Source organism: Pseudomonas berkeleyensis, assembly GCF_014109765.1.
GTDB lineage: Bacteria > Pseudomonadota > Gammaproteobacteria > Pseudomonadales > Pseudomonadaceae > Aquipseudomonas > Aquipseudomonas berkeleyensis.
In genome coordinates, this window is record NZ_CP059139.1 from 2,763,374 (window position 1) to 2,786,647 (window position 23,274).

Consider the following 23,274-nt stretch of genomic DNA (forward strand, 5'->3'; position numbering starts at 1 on the left):
TCATACGCGGAACTGCCCCAGCAGACGGCTCAGTTGATCGGCCAGCTGCTTCAGATGCTGGCTGGCGGCGTTCGACTGCTCGGCGGCCTCGGCCGTGTTATGAGCCAGGGCTGCCGTCTGGGTGACGTTCTGGTTGATGTCTTCCACCACGTGCGATTGTTGCAGGGTGGCGCTGGCGATCGATGCGTTGAGCCCGGTCAGATTGCGCAGTGATTGCGCTATCTGCTCCAGGCTTTGGCCAGCCTGGCTGGCCTGTTCCACCGTGAGCTGCGAGGCCCGGCTGCTGTCGTGAATGACCTTGACCGCCGCCTCGGAATTACCCTGCAGACGCTCGATCATGCCCTGAATTTCAGCCGTCGACTGTTGCGTGCGCTGCGCCAGCAGGCGCACTTCATCGGCTACCACGGCAAAGCCGCGGCCTTGCTCGCCGGCACGGGCCGCTTCGATGGCCGCGTTGAGAGCGAGCAGGTTGGTCTGCTCGGCAATCGAGCGAATCACTTCCAGCACGCTGCCAATCTGCGTGCTCTCGCTGGCCAGTGACTGGATGACTTCCACGGCCTTGTCGATGGTGCCCGAGAGCTGATCGATCTGACGCAGGCTGGCCTCGATGTTCTGCTGCCCCTGGCTGGCCTGTTCTTCTGCTGTGTGCATTTCGCTGGAGGCGTGTTCGGCGTTCTTCGCCACGTCCTGCACGCCGTAGGTCACCTGATTCACTGCCGTAGCCACCAGTTCCATCTGCTGGGCCTGCTGTTGACTGTGTTGCTGGGCCTCGCTGGATATGTCGCCAAGCGAGCGCGCGGCCTGATCCAGCGAGCTGGCGGAGTCGAGCATCTGACGAATGACCTGGCGCAGTTTGTCGGTGAAGGCATTGAAGTGCCCGGCCAGGGCGGTCAGCTCGTCACGGCCATGGGTGTCGAGATTGCGGGTGAGATCGCCTTCGCCACTGGCAATACTGGCCATGGCGCCCACTGCAGCCTCCAGTGGTTGGGCGATGCTACGGGTAATCAACACCACCAGGGCGGTCAGCAGCAGGGCGATGAGCAGGCCGATGCTCATCGCGGCGAGTGCCTGAGTCTTGAATTCGGCCTGCACGTCATCGACATAGACGCCGGAGCCAATGATCCAGCCCCAGGGCTGGAACAGTTCGACATAGGAGATTTTCGGAACCGGCTCACTGGCGCCCGGCTTGGGCCAGCGATAGTCGACCTGGCCAGCCCCTTTGCTGCGGCTGATGGCGACCATCTCATTGAACAGCTCCTTGCCGTCCGGATCCTTGAAGCCCGAGAGGTTCTGGCCTTCGAGCTTGGCATTGATCGGATGCATGAGCATGACCGGCGTCTGGTCATTGATCCAGAAGTACTCCTGACCGGCATAACGCAGACCACGGATGACGTCCATCGCTTGTTTCTGCGCCTCTTCGCGGCTCAGGCTGCCAGCGGTTTCGAGATCGTGGAAGTGCTTGAGGATGCCGGCGGCGCTCTGCACCACGTGCTCGGTCTTCTGGGCCTTGCCGGCATAGAGGTCGAGGTTGATCTGGCGCAGCATGTAGGTGCCTTGCAGAACCAGCGTCAGGAGGGCCAACCCGAGGATCAGCCATAGGCGGCGACTGATGGGGATACTACGTAAGCTGTTCATGGGCGAGTTCCTGATTATTGTTTTTGTTCGGGATAACTACCACGCGCTGCCGAGCTAACAACCGGTCACGCTGAGGCATCCTTTACTCTAGTTGTCTGATAGCATTTCGGTAGCGCGGCAAAGAACCTGAATGGTCGCCGAGCTAGAGCGTCGCAAGGAACCTCCAGAGCGCCTCCATGTCCCAGGGCCGGGCAATGTTTCAATTTGTTTTTCAAGCGGCACTTGTCGCGATTTTTATTGGGGGAGTCAATGGATATGTGGGCGGCCTTTCAGGCCTTGATCTTGGGCATAGTGGAAGGCTTGACGGAGTTCCTGCCGATCTCCAGTACAGGGCACTTGATCGTGGCGGGCGATCTGCTGAATTTCAATGGGGAAACCGCTACAGCATTCAAGATCATCATCCAGCTGGGCGCCATCCTGGCAGTGATGTGGGAGTTTCGCGACAGGATCTTCAGCGTGGTGCGCGGCCTGCCGAGCGAGCGCAAGGCTCAGCGCTTCACCGGTAATCTGCTGATCGCCTTCATTCCTGCGCTGATCATCGGGCCGCTGCTGGCCAATCTGATCGAACACTGGCTGTTCAACCCTATCACCGTGGCCACTGCGTTGATCGTGGGCGGCATCCTCATGATCTGGGCGGAAAAGCGCGAGCATGCGATCAAGGCCGAGTCGGTCGATGACATGACCTGGGGCCTGGCCTTGAAGGTCGGCTTGGCACAATGCCTGGCCATGATCCCCGGCACTTCCCGTTCCGGCGCGACCATCATCGGCGGCCTGGTGTTCGGGCTGTCGCGCAAGGCCGCCACCGAGTTTTCCTTCTTCCTGGCCATGCCGACCATGGTCGCGGCAACCGCGTACTCGCTGTTCAAGTACCGCCATATCCTGCAGTGGAGCGATCTGCCGATCTTCGTCATCGGTTTCGTCACCACCTTCATCGTGGCGATGCTGACCGTGCGCGCGCTGCTGAAATTCATCGCCAACCACAGCTATGTGGTCTTTGCCTGGTACCGCATTGCCTTCGGTCTGTTCATTCTCGCTACCTGGCAGTTGCATCTGATCGACTGGAGCACCGCGCAACCGTGATTGGCCATGAGCGCAAAGGGCGACTGAAAAGCTGGAACGATGACAAAGGCTTTGGTTTCATCGCAGCGGACTCGGGCGGCGCGGATGTATTCGCGCATATCTCGGCCATGCGCGGTGAGCGGCGGCCTGTGCCAGGTGACCAGGTGCTGTATGTGGAAGCCCGGGACGAGAAGGGCCGGCTGCGTGCCGAGCACCTGCGCCTGGCCGGCGAAATAAGCCTGGATCGTCCAGCCATTCGGCGCAAACCCAAGCCTGTTGCAGCGCCACAGCCACGCAAGGCACCGAGCAAAGCGTCCAGAACATCTGCCGGCAATACCGACTCAGCCGGGCCTATTCGCAACTTCGGCGGCAAGATCCTGCTGTTGATCGCGTTGTGCCTGCTGCCCCTGCTGGGCGCACAGAAACTGCTGGTAGCGGGCGTCGTTTGGGTGTTGCCGCTGTACATGTTCGCCAGCGTGGTGAGCTTCATGCAGTACTGGTTGGACAAACACAGTGCGCAGAAGGGCAGGCGGCGGATATCGGAAAACTCCCTGCACCTGGTCGAGTTGGCTGGCGGTTGGCCGGGTGCGCTGATGGCTCAACAGGTCTTTCGCCACAAGACGCGCAAGGCGTCCTACCAGGCTTTGTTCTGGCTGATCGTCGCGGCGCACCAGTTGTTCTGGATCGACCTGTTGCTGCTCGACGGCGCCTATATCGCCCGGCACATTCCGTTATTCGTCCAGTAGCAGCCCGGGTTGCAGGCGTTTGGGTAACCGGCGCACCACCAGCTGATGCGAGCGGGTAAGCAACTGGCGTAGTTCGTCGTCGCCGAGCGGCAAACGGCGTGCGCTCATGCTGACCCAGCGGGCACGCGCGAGGTAAGGGGCAGGGCGAATGCCGGGGCGATCGACATGGCCGAGGAACAGATCGTCATCGACCTTGAATGCCAGATCCTCACCGAGAAAATCGAGGATGGCGAACATCTTGTTGCCCGCCACCGAAAACACCCGGTTGCTGCCCCATTTGAGATCTTCGCGGGCACCCGGCAGGGCGAGGCAAAAGGCGGCGATCTGATCCGGTGTCATGGGTGTCTCCAAAGGGTTTATGCCATTAACTCGTGCGTAGCCGTTCGATCTGCAGGTGTGCGTAGCCGATGAAGTCTGCCAGTGCCCGCGGATGCTGGCCCAGATCATCTGCGCCCGTGCCCAGGTAGATGTTCCGCGCAGTTTGCAGCACAGGTCGATGCTCAGCGGGCAGGCGCTCCAGTAGCCAATCGGCTGCTACATCCTTGGCCGCGATCTCGCCAGTGCTCAGTGTCAGCCAGATGCGGGCCAGGGCCAGTACCACGGTGCACTCATCCCCCAGCCAATCGTCCGGTTGATTCCATTGTGCGACGGTATCGTGCAGTGCACGGAGCAGATCGGCTTCGGGCACCGGTTCGTACAACTCTGTTGCCGTTGGGCCGAACAGACAGATGCTGTGTTGGCGGGCCTTGCTGATGAGAATCGCCAGGTCGTGGTCGGTCATGGCTGGCTCTATGCGGCCTGCGTTCAGATCGTCGCGCAGCCATTCACCGAATTGCATCTCGCGCTCCGCAGGGTAGCGCCAGGGCAGTAAGGCGTTTCGATTCAGCACCGTAACTTCCAACGGCCGCAGCTGCTCGGTGGCTGGCCAGGCGGAAATGTTCAGTAATGCCCGCATCAGGCGTTGGCGCACGGCATCGCTCAGCGGCGTACCAACCATTACCAGCAGGTCGAGATCACTGCCAGGCTTGAGGCCACCGGCCACGGCCGAGCCATAGAGGTGCACGGCCAGCAGGTCATCGCCCAGGTGCTGCTGCAGAAGGGCGATGGCAGCGTTGATCTGTGCATTCATGACGGGGTTACCAGCGAACGTTCATAGGCCCTGGTCATGACCTGCCAGGTGAGTGGGTCGGCCGGGATCAGGTGTTCGATGCGCAGCGAGGCCACGGTGATGTCCAGCGGCATGCCGAAGGTGGTGAAGGTGGAGAGAAAACTCAGCTCCCCTTCAGGCGAGTCGATGCGCGTCATCACCAGTGGTGGGAATTCGTTGCTCAGCAACGCCGGCCCGGATGGTGTCGGCAGGCTGGCCAGCAGCGTGGCCAACTCCGGATTTTCCAGCGCTTCGCGGGAGGCGCGTTGCCAGGCGACGGTACGGATTTCTTCGGCATTGAGCAGATAGTCGCCGAGGCCTCCCGGCTGCAATAGGGTGACCAGCAAATTCAGCTCATCGGCAGCATCCACCGGCAGTCCCAGCAGCCCGAATAGCGCGGCAGTGCTGGCGTTGGCAGCCAGTACCTGCCACTGGCTGCCCAGCACGATCGCCGGAGCCGGGTTGTTGGCCTGCAGGACATGGCCGATGGCGCCACGAATGGCCTCCAGCGAGGGAGAGTTGAGCGGCGACGCACCATACCGCGGCGCATAACCGGCAGCCAGGAACACGCTGTTGCATTGTTCCAGCGGCGCCTCCAGTGCCATCAACAGGGCATGCAGGGTAGCGGGGCTTGGTTTGGCGCGACCGGTTTCGATGCAGCTGAGATGACGCTGGGAAACGCCGGTAAGCAATGCCAGGTCGAGTTGGCTGAGGCTGGCCTGGCGGCGTAGCTGACGCAGTTGCAGTCCGGCCGTGGCGACGGTGGTGGGGCGAGGCGACAGGCGGGCATTCATGCGCAAACTCTGATCGTGCGGGTGAGGTGGTGTCTATGACCTGACAGGTCATTGAACCAGCGGCGACGATAGCACTAACTTGCGCGGGTCATCGATCAGGAGCCGCGAATGAACAAGCCTTACCTCGCCCTCGTCGCCTTGCTGGTATTTTCTGCCTATACCGCCTGGAGCATGGCGATTGCCGAGCAGTCGCTGATAGCCTTCGGCCTGGAGCTGATGTCCCGCCCCGATACGGCGCAAGTGGTCATCGACCTCTATCTGCTCGGTAGCATGGCCTGTATCTGGATGTACCGGGATGCCCGCGCGAAGGGGCGTTCGCTGTTCTCGATCCTGCCGTACCTGCTGCTTACCGCCGTCTTCGTCTCGATTGGCCCGCTGTTGTATCTCGTGGTCGAAGGTTTCTGCCGCGAGCGACTGAGCGAGACGCGGGCGTGAGCGATCTCTTGCATCTCTACAGCCTGTGCGTGCTGGCGCTTTTTCTGAAGATGCTGGCGATCTCCTGCTACCAGGGATATTTCCGCCTCAGGTATCGGGCGTTCGCTAACCTCGAGGACGCCACCTTCTTCGGCCGCGCGGTACACGCGCAGGACATGCCGCAAGTACAGCGGGCAGCCAAGGCCTGGGCGAACGATCTGGAGAACATTCCCTTGTTCTTCATGCTCGGCGCTCTTGCCGTGGCGTTGCAGACACCGATTGAAACGACCAGCGTGGCATTCGCCACTTTCACGGGCGCACGTATCGCGCATACGCTGATGTACCTGGGCGGCTGGCAGCCCTGGCGCACGCTTTCATATTTCGTGGCGTTGGCCTGCCTCCTCGTTCTGGCCGTATTGATTGGCATTGCCTTGCTGTGATTTTGCCGCCGCCAGAACTTGTCTTGTAGACTCTGATCCCCCGTGATCACGCGCGAGCCGGGGCTTGTCCGAGGCCCAGTCGATACCTGTCAATGAACGCCCATCACCGTCTTCGGCTCTCTTCCTGGCTTTTGCTGGGCCTGTTGCTGCTTTCATTGTCGACATGGGCCGATAGTCGCCAACTCGATATCGCACAACCGAGTCAGCAACCTCTGTCGTTGACGACCCATGTCGGAATACTGGAAGACGCCTCGCGGACGTTGACGCTGGAAGATGTCCGCTCCGCCGAAATGGCCGGGCGATTTCGTTATGAACAGGCCAGCAGCGCGTCTTTCGCCCTGGGCTTTACCCGTTCGGCCTACTGGTTTCGCCTGGAAGTCGGCAATTCCAGTGCTGAGGCCGTGACCCATTTGCTGGTAGTGGAAAACCCGCGAATCTCCATCGTCGATGCGCATATCCCGGACGAGCAGGGCGGTTATCGTGCCTGGTACACCGGTGCTGATCGGCCACAGACGGCCAAGGCCTATGACAACCGCAACTTCGTCTTTGCGCTGAGCCTGCCGGCACATTCACAGCAGGTCGTGTACCTGCGGGTCGAGTCGAGCATCGGCCTGCTGGTGCCGCTGCAGCTCTGGTCGGTCGATGCCTTCCATGCCTATGAGCGCGAGGACTACATGGCGCGCGCCGGTTACATGGGCATCGCCATCGCGATGATTCTGTTCAATCTGATGTTGTTCATTGCCCTGCGCGAGCGCATCTACCTGCTCTATGTGACCTTCGTGCTATGCGCCGTCTGCGCCTTGACGATCAAGAACGGCATGGCGCCGGACTGGACGCTGGCCGGCCTGCCGCTTAACTCCAACGTCGCCTACTACTCGGCGGCTTCGCTGGCGTTGAGCGGGATGTTGCTGTTCATGCGCAGCATGTTGCAGACCGCGCGCCTGTTGCCGCAGGTCGACCGTGGTTTACTGGCGCTGATCGCCCTGTACCTGATTTCCCCACTCATTTACGCCGCTGCACTGCCGCAGGTGTCACGCGTGGCCATCCTGGTCTATCTGCTGACCGCCTTCGTGATGATGGGCGTCGGTCTGGCCTGTGCCATCAAGCGGCAACGCAGTGCCTACTTCTTCCTGGCAGCCTTCGGCCTGCTGATTCTTGGTGGTGCCACCACCACCTTGCGGGCGCTGGGCATCCTGCCGACCAACGCGTTCACGGAAGACGGCCTGCAGATCGGCTCATCGCTGGAAATGCTGTTGCTGGCCTTCGCCCTGGCCGACCGGATAAACGTCATGCGCCGGGACAAGTTGCAGGCGCAGGCCGCGTTGTTGCAGACCCAGGAGCAACTGGTGGAGACGTTGCAGCGCTCCGAACGTGAGCTGGAGCATCGCGTGGCCGAGCGTACCGAAGAACTGCAGGCGCTCAATAGCCGCCTGGAGACCCTGAGCCTGACCGATGCCCTGACCGGGATTGCCAACCGTCGTCACTTCGACGAGGTGCTGGAGAAGGAATGGAAACGCGCCCAGCGTCTCAGCGAGCCACTGGCCCTGGCGGTATTGGACGTGGACTGGTTCAAGGCCTACAACGACCACTATGGCCATCCGGCAGGTGACAGTTGTCTGCAACAGGTTGCCCGTACCCTTGTCAGCCTCAGCCGTTCCACCGACCTGGTAGCGCGCTACGGCGGTGAGGAATTCGTTTTCCTGGCGCCAGCCACCAGCCTTGACGGCGCCCGACATCTGGCGGAAAAACTGGTGCAGGCAGTGGAGGCGCTGGCCTTGTCACACGCCGGCTCACCGCTGAGGTGCGTCAGTATCAGCGTGGGTGTGGCGGCCATGTGTCCAGGGCTCGACGACTTGCCGCAGACACTTCTGCAACAGGCTGACGCCGCCCTGTATCGCGCCAAGTCGCAGGGGCGCAATCGGGTCGAACACGGTTAAAAGAACGCATCCAGCTCCACGTACAGCCGAACCTCGGCTGTAGGGTGCGCCGTGCGCACCGTTTGGGCCGCTCATTCAGCCGGCCTTCCTGTGCGTTACCAGGCAAAAAAAGCCCCAGAGTATCGACCCTGGGGCTGAGGAGGGTCGGCAGGGCTGCCGACCGGGGAGAGCAGGTTCAGGCCTGCGGTTGCCAACCACCGCCAAGCGCCTTGTAGATCGCGACGATGCCGCTGTACAGCTCCACCTCGGCCGAGGCCTGGGCATCTTCGGCAGAAAGGCGCTCGCGCTCGGCATCCAGCAACACGAGGAAGTCCACCGTACCTTCACGGTAACGAATCGCTGCCTGCTCGGCCGCTGCGCGACTGGCTTCAGCCTGGCGTACCAGCGCAACCAGGCGTTGCTGACGCTTGGCATAGTCGCTGAAGGCGTTCTCCGACTCTTCCAGAGCCAGCAGTACCTGCTGCTCATACTGCGACAGGGCGCCATCGGCCTCGGCTTCGGCGCCACGCAGGCGCGCTCGCACGCTGCCCAGGTCGAATGCCGCCCAGCTGATGCTGGGTGCGACGCCCCAGGCTCGAGCCGCCGATGCGCCCAGCTGCGAGCCGCGGCCAGCGGTGAAACCCAGGAAACCGGACAGGCTAACGCGCGGGAACAGATCCGCAGTGGCGACACCGACTTCAGCGGTGGCCGCTGCCAACTGACGCTCGGCCGCCTGTATATCAGGGCGACGGCGCAGCAATTCGGCTGGGTTGCCAATCGGCAACGCCTTGGCAATCACCGGCAGAGGTTTGGGCGTCAGGTCGACTTGAAGTTGTTCCGGACGTTGGCCGAGCAGGGTGGCGATGCGGTTCTGCGCCCGTACCTGCTGCGCCTGCAGTTGCGGCAGGCTGGCTTCAGTGGCAGCCAGGCGCGCATCGGCACGCAACACGTCCAGTTCGCTACCGACACCGGCGTCACGCAGTTGCTCGGTGATGGCGCGCGAGTCCTGCTGATTCTTCAGGTTCTCGCGAGCAATGCTTTCGCGCAGTTGCGCGCCACGCAGCGTGCCATAGGCATCGACCAGTTCGGCGATCAGGCTGACTTGCAGCTGGTAGTAGTCGGCCTCGGCCAGCTCGATACGCGCTTCGCTGGCTTCCAGTTGGCGCTGGATGCGGCCGAACAGATCCACTTCCCAGGCCATGTCCAGGCCCAGGTCGTAGCGTTCCTGGCGGATGCGCTGCTCGCTGGTTGGCGGTTGTTGGGCCTTGCCGAATTCACCACTGGTGCGGCTGGTGACGGTGGGGAAACGGTCATTGGCCACGTCATCGCGGATCGCCCGCGCTGCACGCAGGCGGTTGAAGGCCACGTGCAGTTCGCGGTTGTCCTGCAGCGAACGCTGCACCAGCTGGTTCAGCGTCGGGTCGTCGAACTGCTGCCACCAGGTGGCCTCAAACCGGCTGCGGTCGTAATCGGCCGCTTCCAGCGCGGCAATGCGTGCTGGTTCGGTGCTGGGCGCTCGGTAGTCCGGACCGACGGCGCAAGCCGACAGCGCCAGGGTCAGGAGGGCGGGGGCAAAGGCTTTCATGCATGCGACTCCTGCAGACGGGCGGCTTTGCGCGCTTCGCGTTTCTCGACGAAGGCGCGGATCAGTACATAGAACACCGGGGTCAGCAGCAGGCCGAAGAAGGTCACGCCGATCATCCCACTGAACACCGCCACGCCCATGGCATGGCGCATCTCGGCACCGGCACCGGTGGACAGCACCAGCGGCACCACACCCATGATGAAGGCGATCGAGGTCATCAGAATCGGGCGCAGACGCAGGCGGCAGGCTTCCAGCACGGCGGCGACGCGATCCAGTCCTTCCTCCTGTTTGTCCTTGGCGAACTCCACCAGCAGGATGGCGTTCTTGCACGCCAGGCCCACCAGTACAATCAGGCCGATCTGGGTGAAGATGTTGTTGTCGATACCGGACAGGATCACTCCGGTGATGGCGGCGAGCAGCACGGTCGGCACGATCAGAATCACCGCCAGCGGCAGGCTCCAGCTTTCGTACTGGGCAGCCAGCACCAGGAACGCCAGCAGCACGCAGAGTGGGAAGATGAAGATCGCGGTATTGCCGGCCAGGATCTGCTGATAGGTCAGATCGGTCCACTCGAAGGTCATGCCGATCGGCAGTTCCTCTTCCAGCAGTTTGGCGATGGCAGCCTCGGCCTGGCCGGAGCTGTAGCCCGGGGCGGCGGCACCGTTGATCTCGGCGGTGAGGAAGCCGTTGTAGTGCATCACCCGATCCGGACCTGCGCTGTCATCGACCTTGACGAAGGTCGACAGCGGCACCATTTCCCCACGGTTGTTACGCACCTTGAGCTGACCGATCTGCTCCGGTTCCAGGCGGAACTGCTGATCGGCCTGGACGTTGACCTGGTAGGTACGGCCGAAGCGGTTGAAGTCGTTGGCATACAGCGAGCCCAGGTACACCTGCAGGGTGTCGAAGATGTCGCTGATGGCCACGCCGTGGGTCTTGGCCTTTTCCCGGTCGATGGCGGCATCGACCTGCGGCACGTTGACCTGGTAACTGGTGAACACCGACATCGGGTTCAATTCCGGCAACTGGCGGGCCTTGTTGAGGATGTTCTGAGTCTGCACATACAGCTCGTCGTAACCCAGGTTGCCACGATCCTGAATCTGCAGGCGGAAGCCACCAATGGTGCCCAGCCCCTGTACCGGTGGCGGCGGGAAGATGGCGATGTAGGCATCCTGAATATCGGCGAACTGCGCGTTGAGCTCGGCGGCGATGGCATTGGCGCCCATCGACGGATCGGTGCGCTCATCGAACGGTTTCAGCGGCGTGAAGACGATGCCGCTGTTCGGGCTGTTGGTGAAACCGTTGATCGACAGGCCGGGGAAGGACACGGTGTTCTCCACGCCCGGGTGCTTGCCGGCGATTTCGCTCATGCGCTTGATCACGGCTTCGGTGCGATCCAGCGTCGCGGCATCCGGCAGTTGGGCGAAGGCCACCAGGTACTGCTTGTCCTGTTGCGGCACGAAACCGGTCGGGGTGCTGGCGAAGCCCAGGTAACCGAGCACCAGCAGGCCACCGTAGACCAGCATGGCGATGCTGCTGCCACGCAGTACACGGCGAACGGTACCGACATAACCATTACTGGCACGCTCGAACATGCGGTTGAACGGGCCGAACAGCCAGCCACCGAACAGTTTGTCGAGCACACGCGAGAAGCGGTCTTTCGGCGCGTGGTGATCCTTGAGCAGGATGGCCGACAGCGCAGGCGACAGGGTCAGCGAGTTGAGGGCCGAGATCACCGTAGAGATGGCGATGGTCAGCGCGAACTGCTGGTAGAACTGCCCGGTGAGGCCGGAGATGAACGCGGTCGGGATGAACACGGCGCACAGCACCAGGGCGGTGGCGACGATGGGGCCGGTCACTTCCTTCATGGCCTGACGCGTGGCGTCGAGCGGCGACTTGCCCAGGGCGATATTGCGCTCGACGTTCTCCACCACGACGATGGCGTCGTCCACCACGATACCGATGGCCAGTACCAGGCCGAACAGCGACAGGGCGTTGAGCGAGAAACCGAGCAGGTGCATGACCGCGAAGGTGCCGATCAGCGAGACCGGTACGGCCACCAGCGGGATGATCGAGGCGCGCCAGGTCTGCAGGAACAGGATCACCACCAATACCACCAGCACGATGGCTTCGAGCAGGGTGTGCACCACTGCCTCGATGGAGCCGCGTACGAAGATGGTCGGGTCATAGACGATCTCGTAGTCCATGCCCTGCGGGAAGCTCTGTTTCAACTCGGCCATGCGCTCGCGCACCGAGTCGGAGATTTCGATGGCGTTGGAGCCTGGGCGCTGAAATACCGGGATGGCCACGGCCGGCTGGTTGTTCAGCAACGAGCGCAGGGCGTACTGGTTGGAGCCCAGCTCGACGCGAGCGATATCGCGCAGGCGGGTGATCTCGCCGTTGTCGCCGACACGGATGATGATGTTCTCGAACTCTTCCTCGGAGACCAGGCGGCCCTGGGTGTTGATCGACAGCTGGAAGCTGTTGCCCGCATCCGAAGGCGGCGCACCGAGGGCACCGGCGGCGACCTGGCGGTTCTGCTCGCGAATGGCATTGACCACATCGGTCGCGGTCAGCCCGCGCGAGGCCACCTTGTTCGGGTCGAGCCAGACACGCAGCGAGTAGTTACCCATGCCGAACAGTTGCACGTCGCCGACGCCGTCCAGACGCGCCAGCTCGTCCTTGACGTTGAGCGCGGCGTAGTTGGACAGGTAAAGCATGTCGTAGCGCTGATCCGGCGAGGTCAGGTGCACCACCATGGTCAGGTCGGGGGAGGCCTTGTCCACGGTCACGCCGAGACGCTGCACCTCGGTGGGCAGGGTCGGCATGGTGCGGGTGACGCGGTTCTGCACCTGCACCTGGGCGTTGTCCAGGTCGGTGCCGAGGGCGAAGGTCACGGTCAGGGTCAGGCGGCCGTCGATGGTCGACTGCGACGACATGTAGAGCATGCCTTCGACGCCGACGATGGCCTGCTCCAGCGGCGAGGCGACGGTTTCACCGATCACCTTGGGGTTGGCGCCGGGGAAGTCGGCACGTACCACCACGGTCGGCGGTACCACTTCCGGGTATTCGCTGATGGGCAGCTGGAACAGCGAGATGGCGCCGCCGATCAGGATCAGCAGCGATAGCACCGCGGCGAAGATCGGCCGCTGGATGAAGAATTGCGAGAAATTCATGGGTCTTTCCTCAAGTCGCGCAGGCGTGATCAGCCGCGCGGCGCGCGAGCGTCGATGTGGTCGGCGGCGATACGCGGCGCCTGACTACCGTCGACGGCCTGGCGCATGCGAGCCAGTTGTTCGAGGGTGTTGTCATCGGCCATGGAAACCGGCTGCGGGTCGACGGTGGAACCGGGCATAGCGCGTTGCAGGCCATTGACGACGATTTTCTCGCCCTTGCTCAGGCCACTGCGGACGATGCGCAGGCCTTCCAGCTTCGGCCCCAGCTCGATGGAGCGGTAGGCCACGGCGTTGTCGTCACCCAGAACCAGCACGTATTTCTTGCCCAGGTCGGTGCCGACTGCCTCATCCTTGATCAGGGTGGCAGAGTAGGACTTGCTGCCCACCAGCTTCAGACGGGCATACAGGCCAGGGGTGAAGCGGCCGTCCTGATTGTCGAACACGGCGCGACCTCGAATGGTGCCGGTGCGTGGGTTGACCTGGTTGTCGAGGAAGTCCAGCTTGCCCAGGTGCGGATGATCGCTCTCATCGGACAGGCCGAGATACACCGGGCTGGCGCCACGGGCGTCGGCGCCGGACTGGCGAGCCAGCTCGATGTACTTGAGGAAGGCGCGTTCATCGGCATCGAAGTAGGCGTAGACCTTGTCGGTGGAAACCACCGAGGTCAGCAGGCTTTCGCCGGCCCCAACCAGGTTGCCTTCGGTGATTTCGGCGCGGCTGACGCGGCCATCGATGGGCGCGGTGATACGGGTGAAGCCAAGGTTGAGGCGGGCGCTTTCCAGTTCGGCGGCAATCGCAGCGACCTGCGCCTGAGCTTCGGTGGCGGCGCTGGCACGGGCATCGGCCAGCTCAGCGGAAATGGCGTTGCTCTGACGCAGGCGCTCGCCACGGCGGGCTTCGTTGGCAGCCCGAGCCTGGCTGGCGCGAGCCTGTTGCAGCTGGGCTTCGAGGCGTTTGACTTCAGCCTGGAAAGGACGCGGATCGATCTGGAACAGCAGATCGCCTTTCTTGACCAGGGTGCCTTCGTCGAAGGCGACCTTGTCGATGTAACCGGAAACGCGCGGACGGATTTCGACGGATTGCGGCGCTTCGAGGCGACCGGTGAACTCGTCCCACTCGTTGATCGGTTGTTCGATGACCTCGGCGACGCTGACCTTGGGTGCAGGCATTTGCGCCTGGGTTTGCGCTGCCTGCTCGCAACCGCTGAGGGCAAGGACGCCGGCGAGGGCCAGGGGGAATATCCAGATGTTCTTGTGCTGCTGTTCCATGGGTGACTCCGCCAGTCGGATTTGTGGATGGGCGGAGTCTGCGGTGAGGGATGGCGAGCGACTAATCGAACGCCATGAAGTTCAATATCACCGTCAATGATTATGCGCGGTCATTCATGAATGAGGGGCATGGTTGCGGCTGTCGTGCGTTTGCGCCGACAGCTATGCGGGTTTTGTGTACACAGGCGTCCACAGGACAGGTGCCACGGCGCACCATCTCCCTGACACGGTCAGCGCCATTGGCCCGTCGATAAATGGCGATTCTGCTGTCTATTTTCATGGTGTCCTGCGAAGCGATCAATTCCATCTGTATGTCTCCTAGAGAGGTCGGTATCAGCCTGAGGTCTTGCGTGAGCGAGAGGTGGCGATGACGGCCCCAAGGATGATCAGCCCGGCCGGGATCAGCAGGATCGGGCTGGCATCGGTTTGCCCGACCATGATCAGCAGCACCGTGGAGAACAGGGGCGCCAGGTAGGACAGGGCGCCCAGCATCGCCAGGTTGCCGTGCTTGGTGGCGTGATCCCAGGCGAAGAAGGCCAGGCCCACAGGGCCCAGGCCGAGGGCGACGATTGCCGCCCATTGCTCGACAGCAGGGCGCACCGTGGTCTCGAAAAGCAGATGACAGAGCAGGCCGGCGACGGCGACCAGACCGCAGATGCCTCCGATGATGCTGCTCGGGACGTTGCTGAAGCGTCGATTGACGACCGAGTAGCTCGACCAGACCCAGGCGCAGGCAAAGGCGGCGGCGTAACCGATGACGGGCATCGACGTGCTTTCCTGGCTTGCGCGCTGTTGCATGATCAGGTCTGTACCCGCCAGGCCAAGCAGGGCGCCCAACAGTTGGCGTTTGCGCAACGACTCGCCGGTGGTGAGGCTCGACAGCAGGACGATCAGCAGTGGCCAGAGGTAGGCGATCAGACTGGCTTCAGCCGCTGGTGCGGCCTTCAGCGCGAAGAAGTACAGGGCGTGATAACCGAAGATGCCGGCGAACCCTGTTGCCCATACGTACCAGGGTTGGCGCCAGTTAGCGAATTCACCGGTACCCCGCAGCCCGAGTATGCACAGGCTGGCTACGAAGGCGACGGCGAAGCTCGAGGCCAGCAGTTGAAAGGCCGGAATGCCAGCCGTCAGCGTCGTCAGCAGCGCCAGGCAGGCCCACAGGAATACTGCGATCACCCCGATCAGCGTGGCGCCTGCGCCCGCGCCGAGGGTAGCGATGGATAGGTTGGGAGTGGTCATGCAAGCCCCGCCTGCCTGTAATTCTCAAGGGGAGAACATAGAAAGGCGCGTGCAGGGGTGTCTTGATCGGAACTGCCGGAGAATTGTTCGAGACCGCTGCCTTCAGGACAGCGTCAGCACGCGGGTGTGGCGCAGCAAGCCCAAGCCGAGGTGCACTCTTCAGTGGGCGCGCGTGCGTTTGCGTAGCGAGGCCGGTGTCAGGTCGTGAACCTTCTTCAGTGCATGGGTCAGTGCGCTCTGGTCGGCATACCCGGTGCGATGAGCGATCTCGATGATCGGCAGCGAGGTCTGGCGCAGTAGGTCGATGGCCAGGTTCAGGCGCAGGCTGGCGATATGGCTGAATGGCGTTCTTGCCAGGTGTCGCTCGAACAGAGCGTACAGGCGCCGCTCACTGGTGCCGGAATGGCGGGCTATGTCACGGATCGTCAGGGGTGTATGCAGGTGCTGTTCGATATAGGCCAACGCCTTGGCGAGGATGAGCTGGCCTGGATCCTGCGCTCTGACGTCGGGCTGCAACAGGGAGCACAGCAGCAGTTGGCTCCACGACTCGACCAGCGTCGGTGACTGGCTCAGGCGCGCGCTGTTGCCGATGGCGTAATCGAGCAGGTGGCGGATATCGGGGGTGAGCGCAAAGAAGCGTTTGTCGCTCAGTGGATCGAGTGATTGTGTGGCACAGGCTTTGGCGTACTGGGCTGGTACGTCCAGCACCAGAAAGCTGTTATAGGGGTTGGCCTGGAAGGTATGGTGGGCACCGGCGGCGATCACCACGCCCTGACTGGCGTCCACCTTGCCGCCTCGTCCATCGGTCTCGATTTCCATTGCCCCGGAGCGCGGCAGGACGATCTGGTGAAAGTCGTGTTCGTGAAGCTCTACCTCTCCCGAGTAGGAGCGTATCGCCAGGGAGAAGGGGAAGACGGTAGCGTTCATCCATGACTCTCTAAATGTCGAACAGCGCTGGCGCTAACAGGGCAATGAGCTACAGGCTGTCCGGGTCGCCGCAGAACATCTGGATGCGCGAACGCAGCCAGCGTTCGGCCGGGTCGTTGTCCTGGGCGCCGCGCCAGGCCATGTGCAGCTCGAACGATTGCGTCTCCAGCGGCAGATCCTCTGCACGCAGGCCGCCGGCCGCAGTCAAGGCTGCGGCCGTGTAGTCCGGCACGCTGGCGACGATATCGGTCTCCGCCAACAGGCTGGCCAATCCGTTGAACTGCGGCACGGCCAGCACCACGTGGCGCTGACGGCCGAACTTGGCCAGTTCATCGTCGATGAAGCCGGTGAGGTCGCCGGCAAAGGACACCAGCGCGTGCGGGCGAGCGCAGTAATCGTCGAGGCTCAACGCGCCAGGCACGGTATCGGCGCGTAGCAGCTTGGCCTTGCTGCGACGCAGTACCTTGCGCTTGGCGTTGGCTGGCAGTTCATCGGTGTAGGCCACGCCCACGGAGATTTCGCCGGAAGCCAGCAGCCCCGGCATCAGCAAATAGTTGGTGCGGCGAATCACCAGCACCACGCCAGGTGCTTCGGCGCGCAGGCGACGAAGCAGGGCGGGCAGCAAAGCGAACTCGACGTCATCGGACAGACCGATGCGAAACACCGCCTTGCTGGTGGCCGGGTCGAAATCGGCGGCGCGGCTGACGGCGGTGGAGATCGAGTCCAGTGCCGGCGAGAGCAGGGCGAAGATCTCCTGCGCGCGCGGCGTCGGCTCCATGCTGCGGCCGGTGCGTACGAACAGGGGATCATCGAACAGCGTACGCAGGCGAGCCAGCGCGGCGCTGATGGCCGGCTGGCCGAGGAACAGCTTCTCCGCCGCTCGGGTAACGCTGCGTTCATGCATCAACGTCTCGAAGACGATCAGCAAGTTCAAATCGAGGCGACGCAGGTCGTTACGGTTCATCCAGGTACCATCCGAGGAAAACGGGCCTTGTCAGCACGGCGTTGCAAATGAGAGCCTTCGTCCGGGCAATAGTACGGGCAGTGTGCGGCGGATTGAAAGGCGCCGAATCACTGACAGGCATGACGACTATCGATAGAGTCTGATAGTGCCGCCGGCCCACAGCGGATAGAGTCCACAGTTATTGAAGTGTTAATCCGCGATCAAGCTCGAGGTAAGCGATGTCCCGCATGATCCGTTTTCATAAGTTCGGCGATGCCGAAGTGCTCCAGTACGAGGAGGTTCCGACGCCCGTGCCCGGCCCTGGCGAGGTGCTGGTGCGTGTTCAGGCCGTAGGCCTGGGCTGGAAGGACGTGCTGTGGCGGCAGAACCTGGCGGCCGAGCAGGCCAAGCTTCCGGCAGGTACCGGTTTCGAACTGGCTGGCACTGTAGCCGCGTTGGGCGAAGGCGTGAGCGACTTCGAAGTCGGCACGGCCGTTGCCGGTTTCCCGGCCAGCACGCCTAATCGTTATCCGACCTGGGGTGACCTGGTGCTGATGCCCGCCCATGCCCTGACCCGGTATCCCGATGTGCTCAGCCCGGTCGAGGCCAGCGTGCATTACACCAGTTTGCTGTTCGGCTATCTGGCGCTGATCGATCTCGCCCACCTGAAGCCCGGCCAGCATGTGCTGATCACCGAGGCCAGCCACTGCATGGCACCGCAAACCGTGCAGCTGGCCAAGGCGCTGGGGGCCAAGGTCATCGTCTCCACTGGTTCATCGGACGATCGTGAGTTTCTGCGCGGCCTGGGTGCCGACAAGGTGATCGTGACCGAGGAGCAGGATCTGGTACTGGAGGTCGAGCGCTATACCGAAGGCAAGGGTGTCGAGGTGATTCTCGACCAGTGCGCCGGCCCGCAGATGAAACTGCTGGGCGACATCGCCGCGCCACGTGGCAAGCTGATCCTGTATGGGATCAACGGCGGCAACGACACGGCGTTTCCAGCCTGCGCGGCGTTCAAGAAACACCTGCAGTTCTTCCGACACTGCGTGCTCGATTTCACCGGTTGCCCGGAGTTGGGCATCGAGCCGAACAACGAGGCGGTGCAACGCGCGCTCACGCACATCAATCAGATGACTGCGGATCGCCTGTTGACCCCGGTGATCGACAAGGTGTTCGACTTCGAAGACTTCGTCGAGGCCCACCGCTATATGGAAACCTGCCCGAACCGTGGGCGCGTGGCCCTGAAACTGGCCGCGGATTAAAGTCCGCGGCCACACGGTCGCTATACCCGGTAGGTTTATCGTTCTCTCAAGGAAAGTGGCATGAGCATGGTCATCGGCGACGCGCTATCGCTGTTGTTGTTTCGTTTGCATAGCGGCCGACTGCTGGGGATCAATCTGCTCAAGGTCAACGAGATCATCTCCTGTCCGCCGTTGACCAAGCTGCCCAATCGCCACCCGAACGTGCGTGGCATCGCCACATTGCGCGGCTCGGCGTTGACCGTGATCGACCTGGCTCGCGCCATTGGCGAGCGCGGCGCGGCTGGAGAAGACGACGGCTGCCTGATCGTCACCGAGCTGAGCCGCTCGCGCCAGGGCCTGCATGTGAAGAGCGTGGAGCGTATCGTGCAGTGCTCCACGCGTGACGTGCGTCCACCACCCGCCGGCTCCGGCGCGCGTGCATTCATTACCGGTGTGACCCAGATCGACGGTGCAATCGTGCAGATTCTCGATATCGAGAAGGTGCTGCATGACATCGCTCCGGCGCTCGAAGAGGCGCCGGTCGGGCAACTGCTCGAAGGCGAAGATGGTCGTCTGCTACAAGGCCGCCGGGTATTGCTGGTCGACGACTCTCAGGTCGCCTTGCAACAGACGCTCAACGTACTGCGCCAGTTGGGGCTCGATTGCACGGCCGTGCGCAGTGCTCAGGCCGCGCTGCAGCAACTGCACGAGTTTCAACAGGCGGGTATGCCGTTCGAACTGCTGGTATCGGATATCGAGATGCCCGAACTCGACGGCTACAGCCTGGTTCAGGAAATTCGTCGCAGCCACGACATTGCCGAGACATACGTGCTGCTGCACACCTCGCTCGATAGCACCATGAATACCGAGAAGGCTCGTTCGGTGGGCGCCAATGCGGTGCTGACCAAATTTTCTTCGGTCGACCTCACACAGGCACTGCTCAATGCCTTCCGGCAGATGGCCGGGCAGCACTGAGCTGCCTGAGCCATTGCCGCCATCTTGCCGCTCAGCGGCAAGATCCTGCCTCTTCATGTGATTTCTAAGAAACGAATACCCTTTATATTCAATCGCTTAAATTAACTTCCTCGACTGGCATGCACTTTGAATCAGTGCCCCTGGCAATTGCAACTCAGTCAAGGAGCAACCATGAGCACGATTGGAGGTATTGGCAGTTACGGCGGCATATCGCTAACGGGATTTCGCAGTAAGCAAAGCGAGGAGCAGGGCGAGCTGGCCCAGATGGCTCGCAATGTCGAGAAGACCACTCGCACGGTAAATGCCGAGTCCGAGCGCGAGTTTCGTGCTCAGCAAGCCACTGAAGAAGGCTTCGCCCGTTTACGCTTCGCCCTGCAGAACACGTCCGAAGACAAGGTGGAAACGAGCGTCAGCTCCGGGCGCCTGGAAAAGCCGTTGGGCGATGAGGAGGGTAACGCTGCGCTGGAGGCATTCAAGGCCTACATGGCGATGACCCCGGCGGAAAAGATTCGCGACGGCATCCTCAAGGAAATGGGCCTGACCGAGGAAGACATCGAGGCAATGTCGCCTGAGCAACAGCAAGCCGTCGAGGAAGAGATTGCCCAGCGCATGAAGGAACGTGCCGAGATGCAGGCCAAGTCCGAGGGCGATAGCCACTCCTACGGCCTGGTCTGAGCAGGCCGCAGGGCACTGAGCGATGAAGGGAGTCAGGCGCGCGATAACCGTTCGAGCGTCTGCGCGGTCGTCCACAGCGCGTTGGCGATGTAGCGGTAGTTGATCAGCGCTGCCAGGTAGCCATCGCCCTCCGGCGTGCTCGGCCCAGCAGTGGCATCGCGAACCACGGCCACTTCGAAGCCCTGCTCAAGCAGTTCGCGCAGGTGGGATTCCACGCAAAGGTTGGCAGCCATGCCAGCGAGGATGACCTGCGAAACTCCATGTTTGCGCAGTTGCAGCGCAAGGTCGTTGGTCTCCGGGCCATAGACCTTGTGCGGCGAGGTGATGATGGTCTTGCCATCGAGAATGTACGGCTTGTACTCGGGCATGAAATCGGCACCCGAGTTTTCGAATCCATCGACGTTCAGCGGCCCTTCTCGGTGAAACATGCAGAGGTTATGCATGACCTTTTCCAGTGGGCCACCAAATTGCCATTGATGATCGCAGGGATAGTAGTAGTGCGGTGACACGGCCACCGTGATCCCGGCTGCCTTGGCGGCGGCGAAGAGCTGAGCGATGTGTGCGACGGTGTTGTGCTCGACGATGCTCTTGCCGAAAACGCCCCAGCTCACGCCCTGAGGGCTGAGGAAATCGATCTGCGGATCGATGACCACGAGCGCTGCACGGGACAGTTCGAGCTGCATGTCGGGAGAGGGTAGCGCGGGGGCATCCGGGTCAGCGTACAGGGATGTGAATTCAGTCATGGCGATTTTCCAAGCAGCTTGATTAGATTAGGTTTTTTCGCGTTGGCAGGCAGGGTTGAGACTGTCTACCATCAGCGATGGCTTGATCTTAGGGCTGGGCTTGGTTCGACTTTTTCCCATACGTACAGAATCTTTATCAGGTCGTCCCCAAATGGATATTCTTTCCGAGTTCTTCGAGCGCACGAGCCTGCAAGGGCGACTGTTCTTCGCCGGCCCGGTTGAGGGCACCCTCGTTCTGGATAAACCGCCAGGCATGGCGTTCCTTCACGTGATCGAGCGTGGCGGGGTCGATATGGTGCAACCCGATCTGCCCCGTATCGCGATCAATCAACCCAGTGTCTTGTTCTGCCCAAGCAGTTGCCGTTATCAGCTGCGTGCACAGGAAGAGAGTGGCGCCGATCTGATCTGCGCGTCGTTCCAGTTTGGCCGGTCGGGGCAGCAGCCCTTTCCGCTGGGTTTGATGGAAACCCTGGTCTTCCCCCTGAGCGCCCTGGAGCAACTCGGCCCGGTGATCGGCTCGCTGGTCAGTGAGTTTCGTACGCCGGCGCCTGGGCGCAGCAAGGCACTGAACCTGCTGTTCGAGTATGTGTTCGTGCTGCTGGTACGCCGTGCTGTGGGCGAGGGACGGATTTCCAGCGGCTTGCTCTATGCCTTGCAGGACGGCCGCTTGGGGCCGGCGCTGATCTGCATCCACCAGGAGCCGCAAATGCAATGGAGCGTCGAGCGTCTGGCCGAGTTGGCGAAGATGTCGCGCTCGAAATTCGCGGCTTTGTTCACTGAGGTGATGGGCATGGCGCCTATGGCTTACGTCACGGCATGGCGAATGAAGGTGGCGCAGGACATGCTGCGCGAGGGCGTGCCGATCAAGACCATTGCCGATGCGGTCGGTTACAGCTCGCAGGCGTCGTTCTCGCGTACCTTCGTGCAGCAGATCGGCCAGCCGCCAGGTGAGTGGCTGCGGGATGCCGGCCGCGAGCCACCGCCCAAACTCAAGGCCAGGATCTATCGCGACTGGCCTTGATGCCGCCCTGAGCCGTGTAGCTCAGGGCTCTTGCTTGAGGATCAGGCCACGACCGGGATCAGTGGGTCGGCAGCGGCCAGCGCGGTTTCGCGGTTGGCCTCTGGCGGGTAGATCCACTTGGTGTTGATCTCGGTTTTGAGCGCCTTGCCTTCCTGGCCAGTCAGCACCACCTTGCGCTCCCAGCCCTCGGTAAACACCGCGCCCCAGCCACCGAGGTCGAGGCAAGTGACGTACTTGGGCTGGCTGTAAGGCGTTGGCTCGACCCCGAGCAAGTCCGCAGCGGCGTTGTTGCCCGCCGAACGACCCAGGGCGATGGCGTGCTGGCAGGTCATCAAGGCATGGTTGCCCTGATCGTCCACCGCGGCATAGGCCGTATCGCCGGTGGCGTAGATGGCTTCCTGGCCGAGCACCTTGAGGTTGCGGTCGACGTGCAGGCGACCGAACGCATCGCGCTCGCCGTCGATCTGCTGGGTCAGCGGCGAGGCTTTCACGCCAACGGTCCAGACCACTGTGCTGGCCTCGATGCGCTCGCCGTCATCGAGCATAACGCCATGTTCGTCGACCATCGAGACCGGGCTGCCGAGCCGCCAGGTCACGCCCAGGGTGTCGCTGGCTTCGGCGATCACATTGGCGATCTGTTCGCCCATGGCACTGCCAACCCGCTTGCCCATGTCGACGACGATGACGCGGATGTCGGCCTTGTCGCCCAGGATGGCGCGCAGGCGTGCCGGCATTTCCGTGGCGGTTTCGATTCCGGTAAAGCCGCCGCCCACCACGACCACGGTATTACGTGCCAGGCTGTTTGGTCGCTCACTGAGGCTTTGTAGATGGGCTTCCAGACGCTGTGCTGATTCCAGGCTGTCGACATCGAAAGCGAAACGGTCGATGCCAGCCAACGGTGGACGGGCGACCTGGCTACCGCTGGCCAGGATCAGTCGATCGAAGTGCAGTTCGGCCTGTGCACCAGCGGCGTTGCGATAGATCACTCGCTTGCCTGCTGCATCGATACGCGTGGCGCTGCCCTGGATGAACTGCACGCCAACCGCTTCGAACAACGGGCCGAGCGGCGCTACGGTGGTGGCCAGGTCGCTCTCGTAGAAGCGCGGACGAACGCGCAGTTCGGCTTGCGGGGCGAGAAGGGTGACGGCGACATCGAGACGCTGTTGTTTGTCGAGCAGGCGCGTGGCGCTCAGTGCACTCCACATACCGCCGAAACCGGCACCGATGATCAGGATCTGCTGTTTCATATCGTGAATTCCCGTAGTGAAGAGTAGGGGTGTTGGCTGACTACGGGATGAATTGTGTGGTTGTCTTGGATCAGAGTATTGAT

At 62.3% G+C, this 23,274-nt stretch carries 21 protein-coding genes and 1 pseudogene; 9 read left to right on the top strand and 13 right to left on the bottom strand.

All coding sequences use genetic code 11. From position 1 onward, the window contains the following. Positions 1 to 831 carry a methyl-accepting chemotaxis protein gene (locus tag HS968_RS26730; RefSeq protein WP_407681659.1) on the bottom strand — a complete coding sequence of 277 codons (831 nt, stop codon included), beginning with the start codon at positions 829 to 831 and terminating at the stop codon, positions 1 to 3. 72 nt (positions 832 to 903) lie between these two features. Further along, positions 904 to 1,635: pseudogene (locus HS968_RS26735) on the bottom strand (cache domain-containing protein); the annotation flags it as partial. Positions 1,636 to 1,884: 249 nt separating this feature from the next. Here HS968_RS26735 and HS968_RS12905 point away from each other — a divergent pair. Then, the gene (locus tag HS968_RS12905; RefSeq protein ID WP_182371518.1) at positions 1,885 to 2,715 is read left to right on the top strand and encodes an undecaprenyl-diphosphate phosphatase; all 831 of its coding nucleotides are present in this window, start codon (positions 1,885 to 1,887) and stop codon (positions 2,713 to 2,715) included. After that, entirely contained in the window at positions 2,712 to 3,440 is a 729-nt protein-coding gene (locus HS968_RS12910; RefSeq protein WP_182371519.1) for a DUF1294 domain-containing protein, read from the top strand. Before HS968_RS12905 ends, HS968_RS12910 begins: the two co-directional genes overlap by 4 nt. Here HS968_RS12910 and HS968_RS12915 read toward each other — a convergent pair. From HS968_RS12915 to HS968_RS12925, 3 genes are read right to left on the bottom strand one after another with little or no spacing between them, the layout of a single operon-like run. Then, positions 3,426 to 3,779 (bottom strand): MmcQ/YjbR family DNA-binding protein, encoded by a 354-nt coding sequence (locus tag HS968_RS12915; RefSeq protein ID WP_119691230.1) that lies wholly within the window; start codon positions 3,777 to 3,779, stop codon positions 3,426 to 3,428. The two genes, HS968_RS12910 and HS968_RS12915, sit on opposite strands and share 15 nt — an antisense overlap. Before the next feature lie 25 nt (positions 3,780 to 3,804). Continuing rightward, positions 3,805 to 4,569, bottom strand: a complete 765-nt coding sequence (locus HS968_RS12920; protein WP_182371520.1) for an aminoglycoside adenylyltransferase family protein — start codon at positions 4,567 to 4,569, stop codon at positions 3,805 to 3,807. After that, a complete protein-coding gene (locus HS968_RS12925) occupies positions 4,566 to 5,381 on the bottom strand; it encodes a helix-turn-helix domain-containing protein (RefSeq protein ID WP_182371521.1) in 816 nt (271 codons plus the stop codon). The genes HS968_RS12920 and HS968_RS12925 overlap by 4 nt, the downstream gene beginning before the upstream one ends. Positions 5,382 to 5,489: 108 nt before the next feature. Here HS968_RS12925 and HS968_RS12930 point away from each other — a divergent pair, with 108 nt between their 5' ends. The 3 genes from HS968_RS12930 (at position 5,490) to HS968_RS12940 (ending at position 8,172) form a co-directional block, all read left to right on the top strand. Next, entirely contained in the window at positions 5,490 to 5,816 is a 327-nt protein-coding gene (locus tag HS968_RS12930; RefSeq protein ID WP_182371522.1) for a DUF2834 domain-containing protein, read from the top strand. Beyond that, complete coding sequence (locus HS968_RS12935; protein WP_182371523.1) at positions 5,813 to 6,235, top strand: MAPEG family protein; 423 nt, start codon at positions 5,813 to 5,815, stop codon at positions 6,233 to 6,235. Before HS968_RS12930 ends, HS968_RS12935 begins: the two co-directional genes overlap by 4 nt. 92 nt (positions 6,236 to 6,327) lie before the next feature. Beyond that, positions 6,328 to 8,172: a sensor domain-containing diguanylate cyclase gene (locus HS968_RS12940; protein ID WP_182371524.1), complete on the top strand. Its 1,845-nt coding sequence runs from the start codon at positions 6,328 to 6,330 to the stop codon at positions 8,170 to 8,172. 175 nt (positions 8,173 to 8,347) lie between these two features. Here the strand turns inward: HS968_RS12940 and HS968_RS12945 are convergent, their stop codons facing one another. The 6 genes from HS968_RS12945 to HS968_RS12970 form a co-directional block, all read right to left on the bottom strand. Then, complete coding sequence (locus HS968_RS12945) at positions 8,348 to 9,736, bottom strand: efflux transporter outer membrane subunit (protein WP_182371525.1); 1,389 nt, start codon at positions 9,734 to 9,736, stop codon at positions 8,348 to 8,350. Beyond that, positions 9,733 to 12,912, bottom strand: a complete 3,180-nt coding sequence (locus HS968_RS12950; RefSeq protein WP_179624987.1) for an efflux RND transporter permease subunit — start codon at positions 12,910 to 12,912, stop codon at positions 9,733 to 9,735. The genes HS968_RS12945 and HS968_RS12950 overlap by 4 nt, the downstream gene beginning before the upstream one ends. Before the next feature lie 29 nt (positions 12,913 to 12,941). Next, positions 12,942 to 14,180 carry a multidrug efflux RND transporter periplasmic adaptor subunit MexE gene (gene mexE, locus HS968_RS12955; protein WP_182371526.1) on the bottom strand — a complete coding sequence of 413 codons (1,239 nt, stop codon included), beginning with the start codon at positions 14,178 to 14,180 and terminating at the stop codon, positions 12,942 to 12,944. A 333-nt stretch (positions 14,181 to 14,513) separates the two neighbouring features. After that, positions 14,514 to 15,419, bottom strand: coding sequence for an aromatic amino acid exporter YddG (gene yddG / locus HS968_RS12960; protein WP_182371527.1), 906 nt, complete (start codon positions 15,417 to 15,419; stop codon positions 14,514 to 14,516). Between the two features lie 159 nt (positions 15,420 to 15,578). Beyond that, the gene (locus tag HS968_RS12965) at positions 15,579 to 16,346 is read right to left on the bottom strand and encodes an AraC family transcriptional regulator (RefSeq protein ID WP_182371528.1); all 768 of its coding nucleotides are present in this window, start codon (positions 16,344 to 16,346) and stop codon (positions 15,579 to 15,581) included. Positions 16,347 to 16,395: 49 nt separating this feature from the next. Next, positions 16,396 to 17,310 carry a LysR family transcriptional regulator gene (locus tag HS968_RS12970; protein WP_106741267.1) on the bottom strand — a complete coding sequence of 305 codons (915 nt, stop codon included), beginning with the start codon at positions 17,308 to 17,310 and terminating at the stop codon, positions 16,396 to 16,398. A 218-nt stretch (positions 17,311 to 17,528) separates the two neighbouring features. On the opposite strand from HS968_RS12970, the gene HS968_RS12975 reads away from it, so the two are divergent. From HS968_RS12975 to HS968_RS12985, 3 genes are all read left to right on the top strand, one after another. Next, complete coding sequence (locus HS968_RS12975; protein ID WP_119691242.1) at positions 17,529 to 18,551, top strand: zinc-dependent alcohol dehydrogenase family protein; 1,023 nt, start codon at positions 17,529 to 17,531, stop codon at positions 18,549 to 18,551. 60 nt (positions 18,552 to 18,611) lie between these two features. After that, a complete protein-coding gene (locus HS968_RS12980) occupies positions 18,612 to 19,505 on the top strand; it encodes a chemotaxis protein CheV (RefSeq protein ID WP_119691243.1) in 894 nt (297 codons plus the stop codon). 171 nt (positions 19,506 to 19,676) lie between these two features. Beyond that, positions 19,677 to 20,180 (top strand): hypothetical protein, encoded by a 504-nt coding sequence (locus tag HS968_RS12985; protein WP_119691244.1) that lies wholly within the window; start codon positions 19,677 to 19,679, stop codon positions 20,178 to 20,180. 32 nt (positions 20,181 to 20,212) lie between these two features. Here HS968_RS12985 and HS968_RS12990 read toward each other — a convergent pair whose 3' ends face one another. Next, positions 20,213 to 20,923 carry a cysteine hydrolase family protein gene (locus tag HS968_RS12990; protein WP_119691245.1) on the bottom strand — a complete coding sequence of 237 codons (711 nt, stop codon included), beginning with the start codon at positions 20,921 to 20,923 and terminating at the stop codon, positions 20,213 to 20,215. Positions 20,924 to 21,074: 151 nt separating this feature from the next. Between HS968_RS12990 and HS968_RS12995 the strand changes: the two genes are divergently transcribed. Continuing rightward, on the top strand, positions 21,075 to 21,944 hold the full coding sequence (locus tag HS968_RS12995) for a helix-turn-helix transcriptional regulator (RefSeq protein WP_119691246.1): 870 nt from the start codon (positions 21,075 to 21,077) through the stop codon (positions 21,942 to 21,944). A 41-nt stretch (positions 21,945 to 21,985) separates the two neighbouring features. Here HS968_RS12995 and HS968_RS13000 read toward each other — a convergent pair whose 3' ends face one another. Further along, entirely contained in the window at positions 21,986 to 23,191 is a 1,206-nt protein-coding gene (locus HS968_RS13000) for an NAD(P)/FAD-dependent oxidoreductase (RefSeq protein ID WP_119691247.1), read from the bottom strand. Positions 23,192 to 23,274: the final 83 nt, after the last annotated feature.

What these genes read in the sequence shown, in the direction of transcription:
- HS968_RS12925 (WP_182371521.1), bottom strand. Translation starts at nt 5,381, where the DNA reads ATGAATGCCCGCCTGTCGCCTCGCCCCACCACCGTCGCCACGGCCGGA.
- HS968_RS12975 (WP_119691242.1), top strand. Translation starts at nt 17,529, where the DNA reads ATGTCCCGCATGATCCGTTTTCATAAGTTCGGCGATGCCGAAGTGCTC.
- mexE (WP_182371526.1), bottom strand. Translation starts at nt 14,180, where the DNA reads ATGGAACAGCAGCACAAGAACATCTGGATATTCCCCCTGGCCCTCGCC.
- HS968_RS12995 (WP_119691246.1), top strand. Translation starts at nt 21,075, where the DNA reads ATGGATATTCTTTCCGAGTTCTTCGAGCGCACGAGCCTGCAAGGGCGA.
- HS968_RS12990 (WP_119691245.1), bottom strand. Translation starts at nt 20,923, where the DNA reads ATGACTGAATTCACATCCCTGTACGCTGACCCGGATGCCCCCGCGCTA.
- HS968_RS12985 (WP_119691244.1), top strand. Translation starts at nt 19,677, where the DNA reads ATGAGCACGATTGGAGGTATTGGCAGTTACGGCGGCATATCGCTAACG.
- HS968_RS13000 (WP_119691247.1), bottom strand. Translation starts at nt 23,191, where the DNA reads ATGAAACAGCAGATCCTGATCATCGGTGCCGGTTTCGGCGGTATGTGG.
- HS968_RS12930 (WP_182371522.1), top strand. Translation starts at nt 5,490, where the DNA reads ATGAACAAGCCTTACCTCGCCCTCGTCGCCTTGCTGGTATTTTCTGCC.
- yddG (WP_182371527.1), bottom strand. Translation starts at nt 15,419, where the DNA reads ATGACCACTCCCAACCTATCCATCGCTACCCTCGGCGCGGGCGCAGGC.
- HS968_RS12945 (WP_182371525.1), bottom strand. Translation starts at nt 9,736, where the DNA reads ATGAAAGCCTTTGCCCCCGCCCTCCTGACCCTGGCGCTGTCGGCTTGC.
- HS968_RS12905 (WP_182371518.1), top strand. Translation starts at nt 1,885, where the DNA reads ATGGATATGTGGGCGGCCTTTCAGGCCTTGATCTTGGGCATAGTGGAA.
- HS968_RS12940 (WP_182371524.1), top strand. Translation starts at nt 6,328, where the DNA reads ATGAACGCCCATCACCGTCTTCGGCTCTCTTCCTGGCTTTTGCTGGGC.
- HS968_RS12950 (WP_179624987.1), bottom strand. Translation starts at nt 12,912, where the DNA reads ATGAATTTCTCGCAATTCTTCATCCAGCGGCCGATCTTCGCCGCGGTG.
- HS968_RS12965 (WP_182371528.1), bottom strand. Translation starts at nt 16,346, where the DNA reads ATGAACGCTACCGTCTTCCCCTTCTCCCTGGCGATACGCTCCTACTCG.
- HS968_RS12920 (WP_182371520.1), bottom strand. Translation starts at nt 4,569, where the DNA reads ATGAATGCACAGATCAACGCTGCCATCGCCCTTCTGCAGCAGCACCTG.
- HS968_RS12980 (WP_119691243.1), top strand. Translation starts at nt 18,612, where the DNA reads ATGAGCATGGTCATCGGCGACGCGCTATCGCTGTTGTTGTTTCGTTTG.
- HS968_RS12915 (WP_119691230.1), bottom strand. Translation starts at nt 3,779, where the DNA reads ATGACACCGGATCAGATCGCCGCCTTTTGCCTCGCCCTGCCGGGTGCC.
- HS968_RS26730 (WP_407681659.1), bottom strand. Translation starts at nt 831, where the DNA reads ATGCTCGACTCCGCCAGCTCGCTGGATCAGGCCGCGCGCTCGCTTGGC.
- HS968_RS12970 (WP_106741267.1), bottom strand. Translation starts at nt 17,310, where the DNA reads ATGAACCGTAACGACCTGCGTCGCCTCGATTTGAACTTGCTGATCGTC.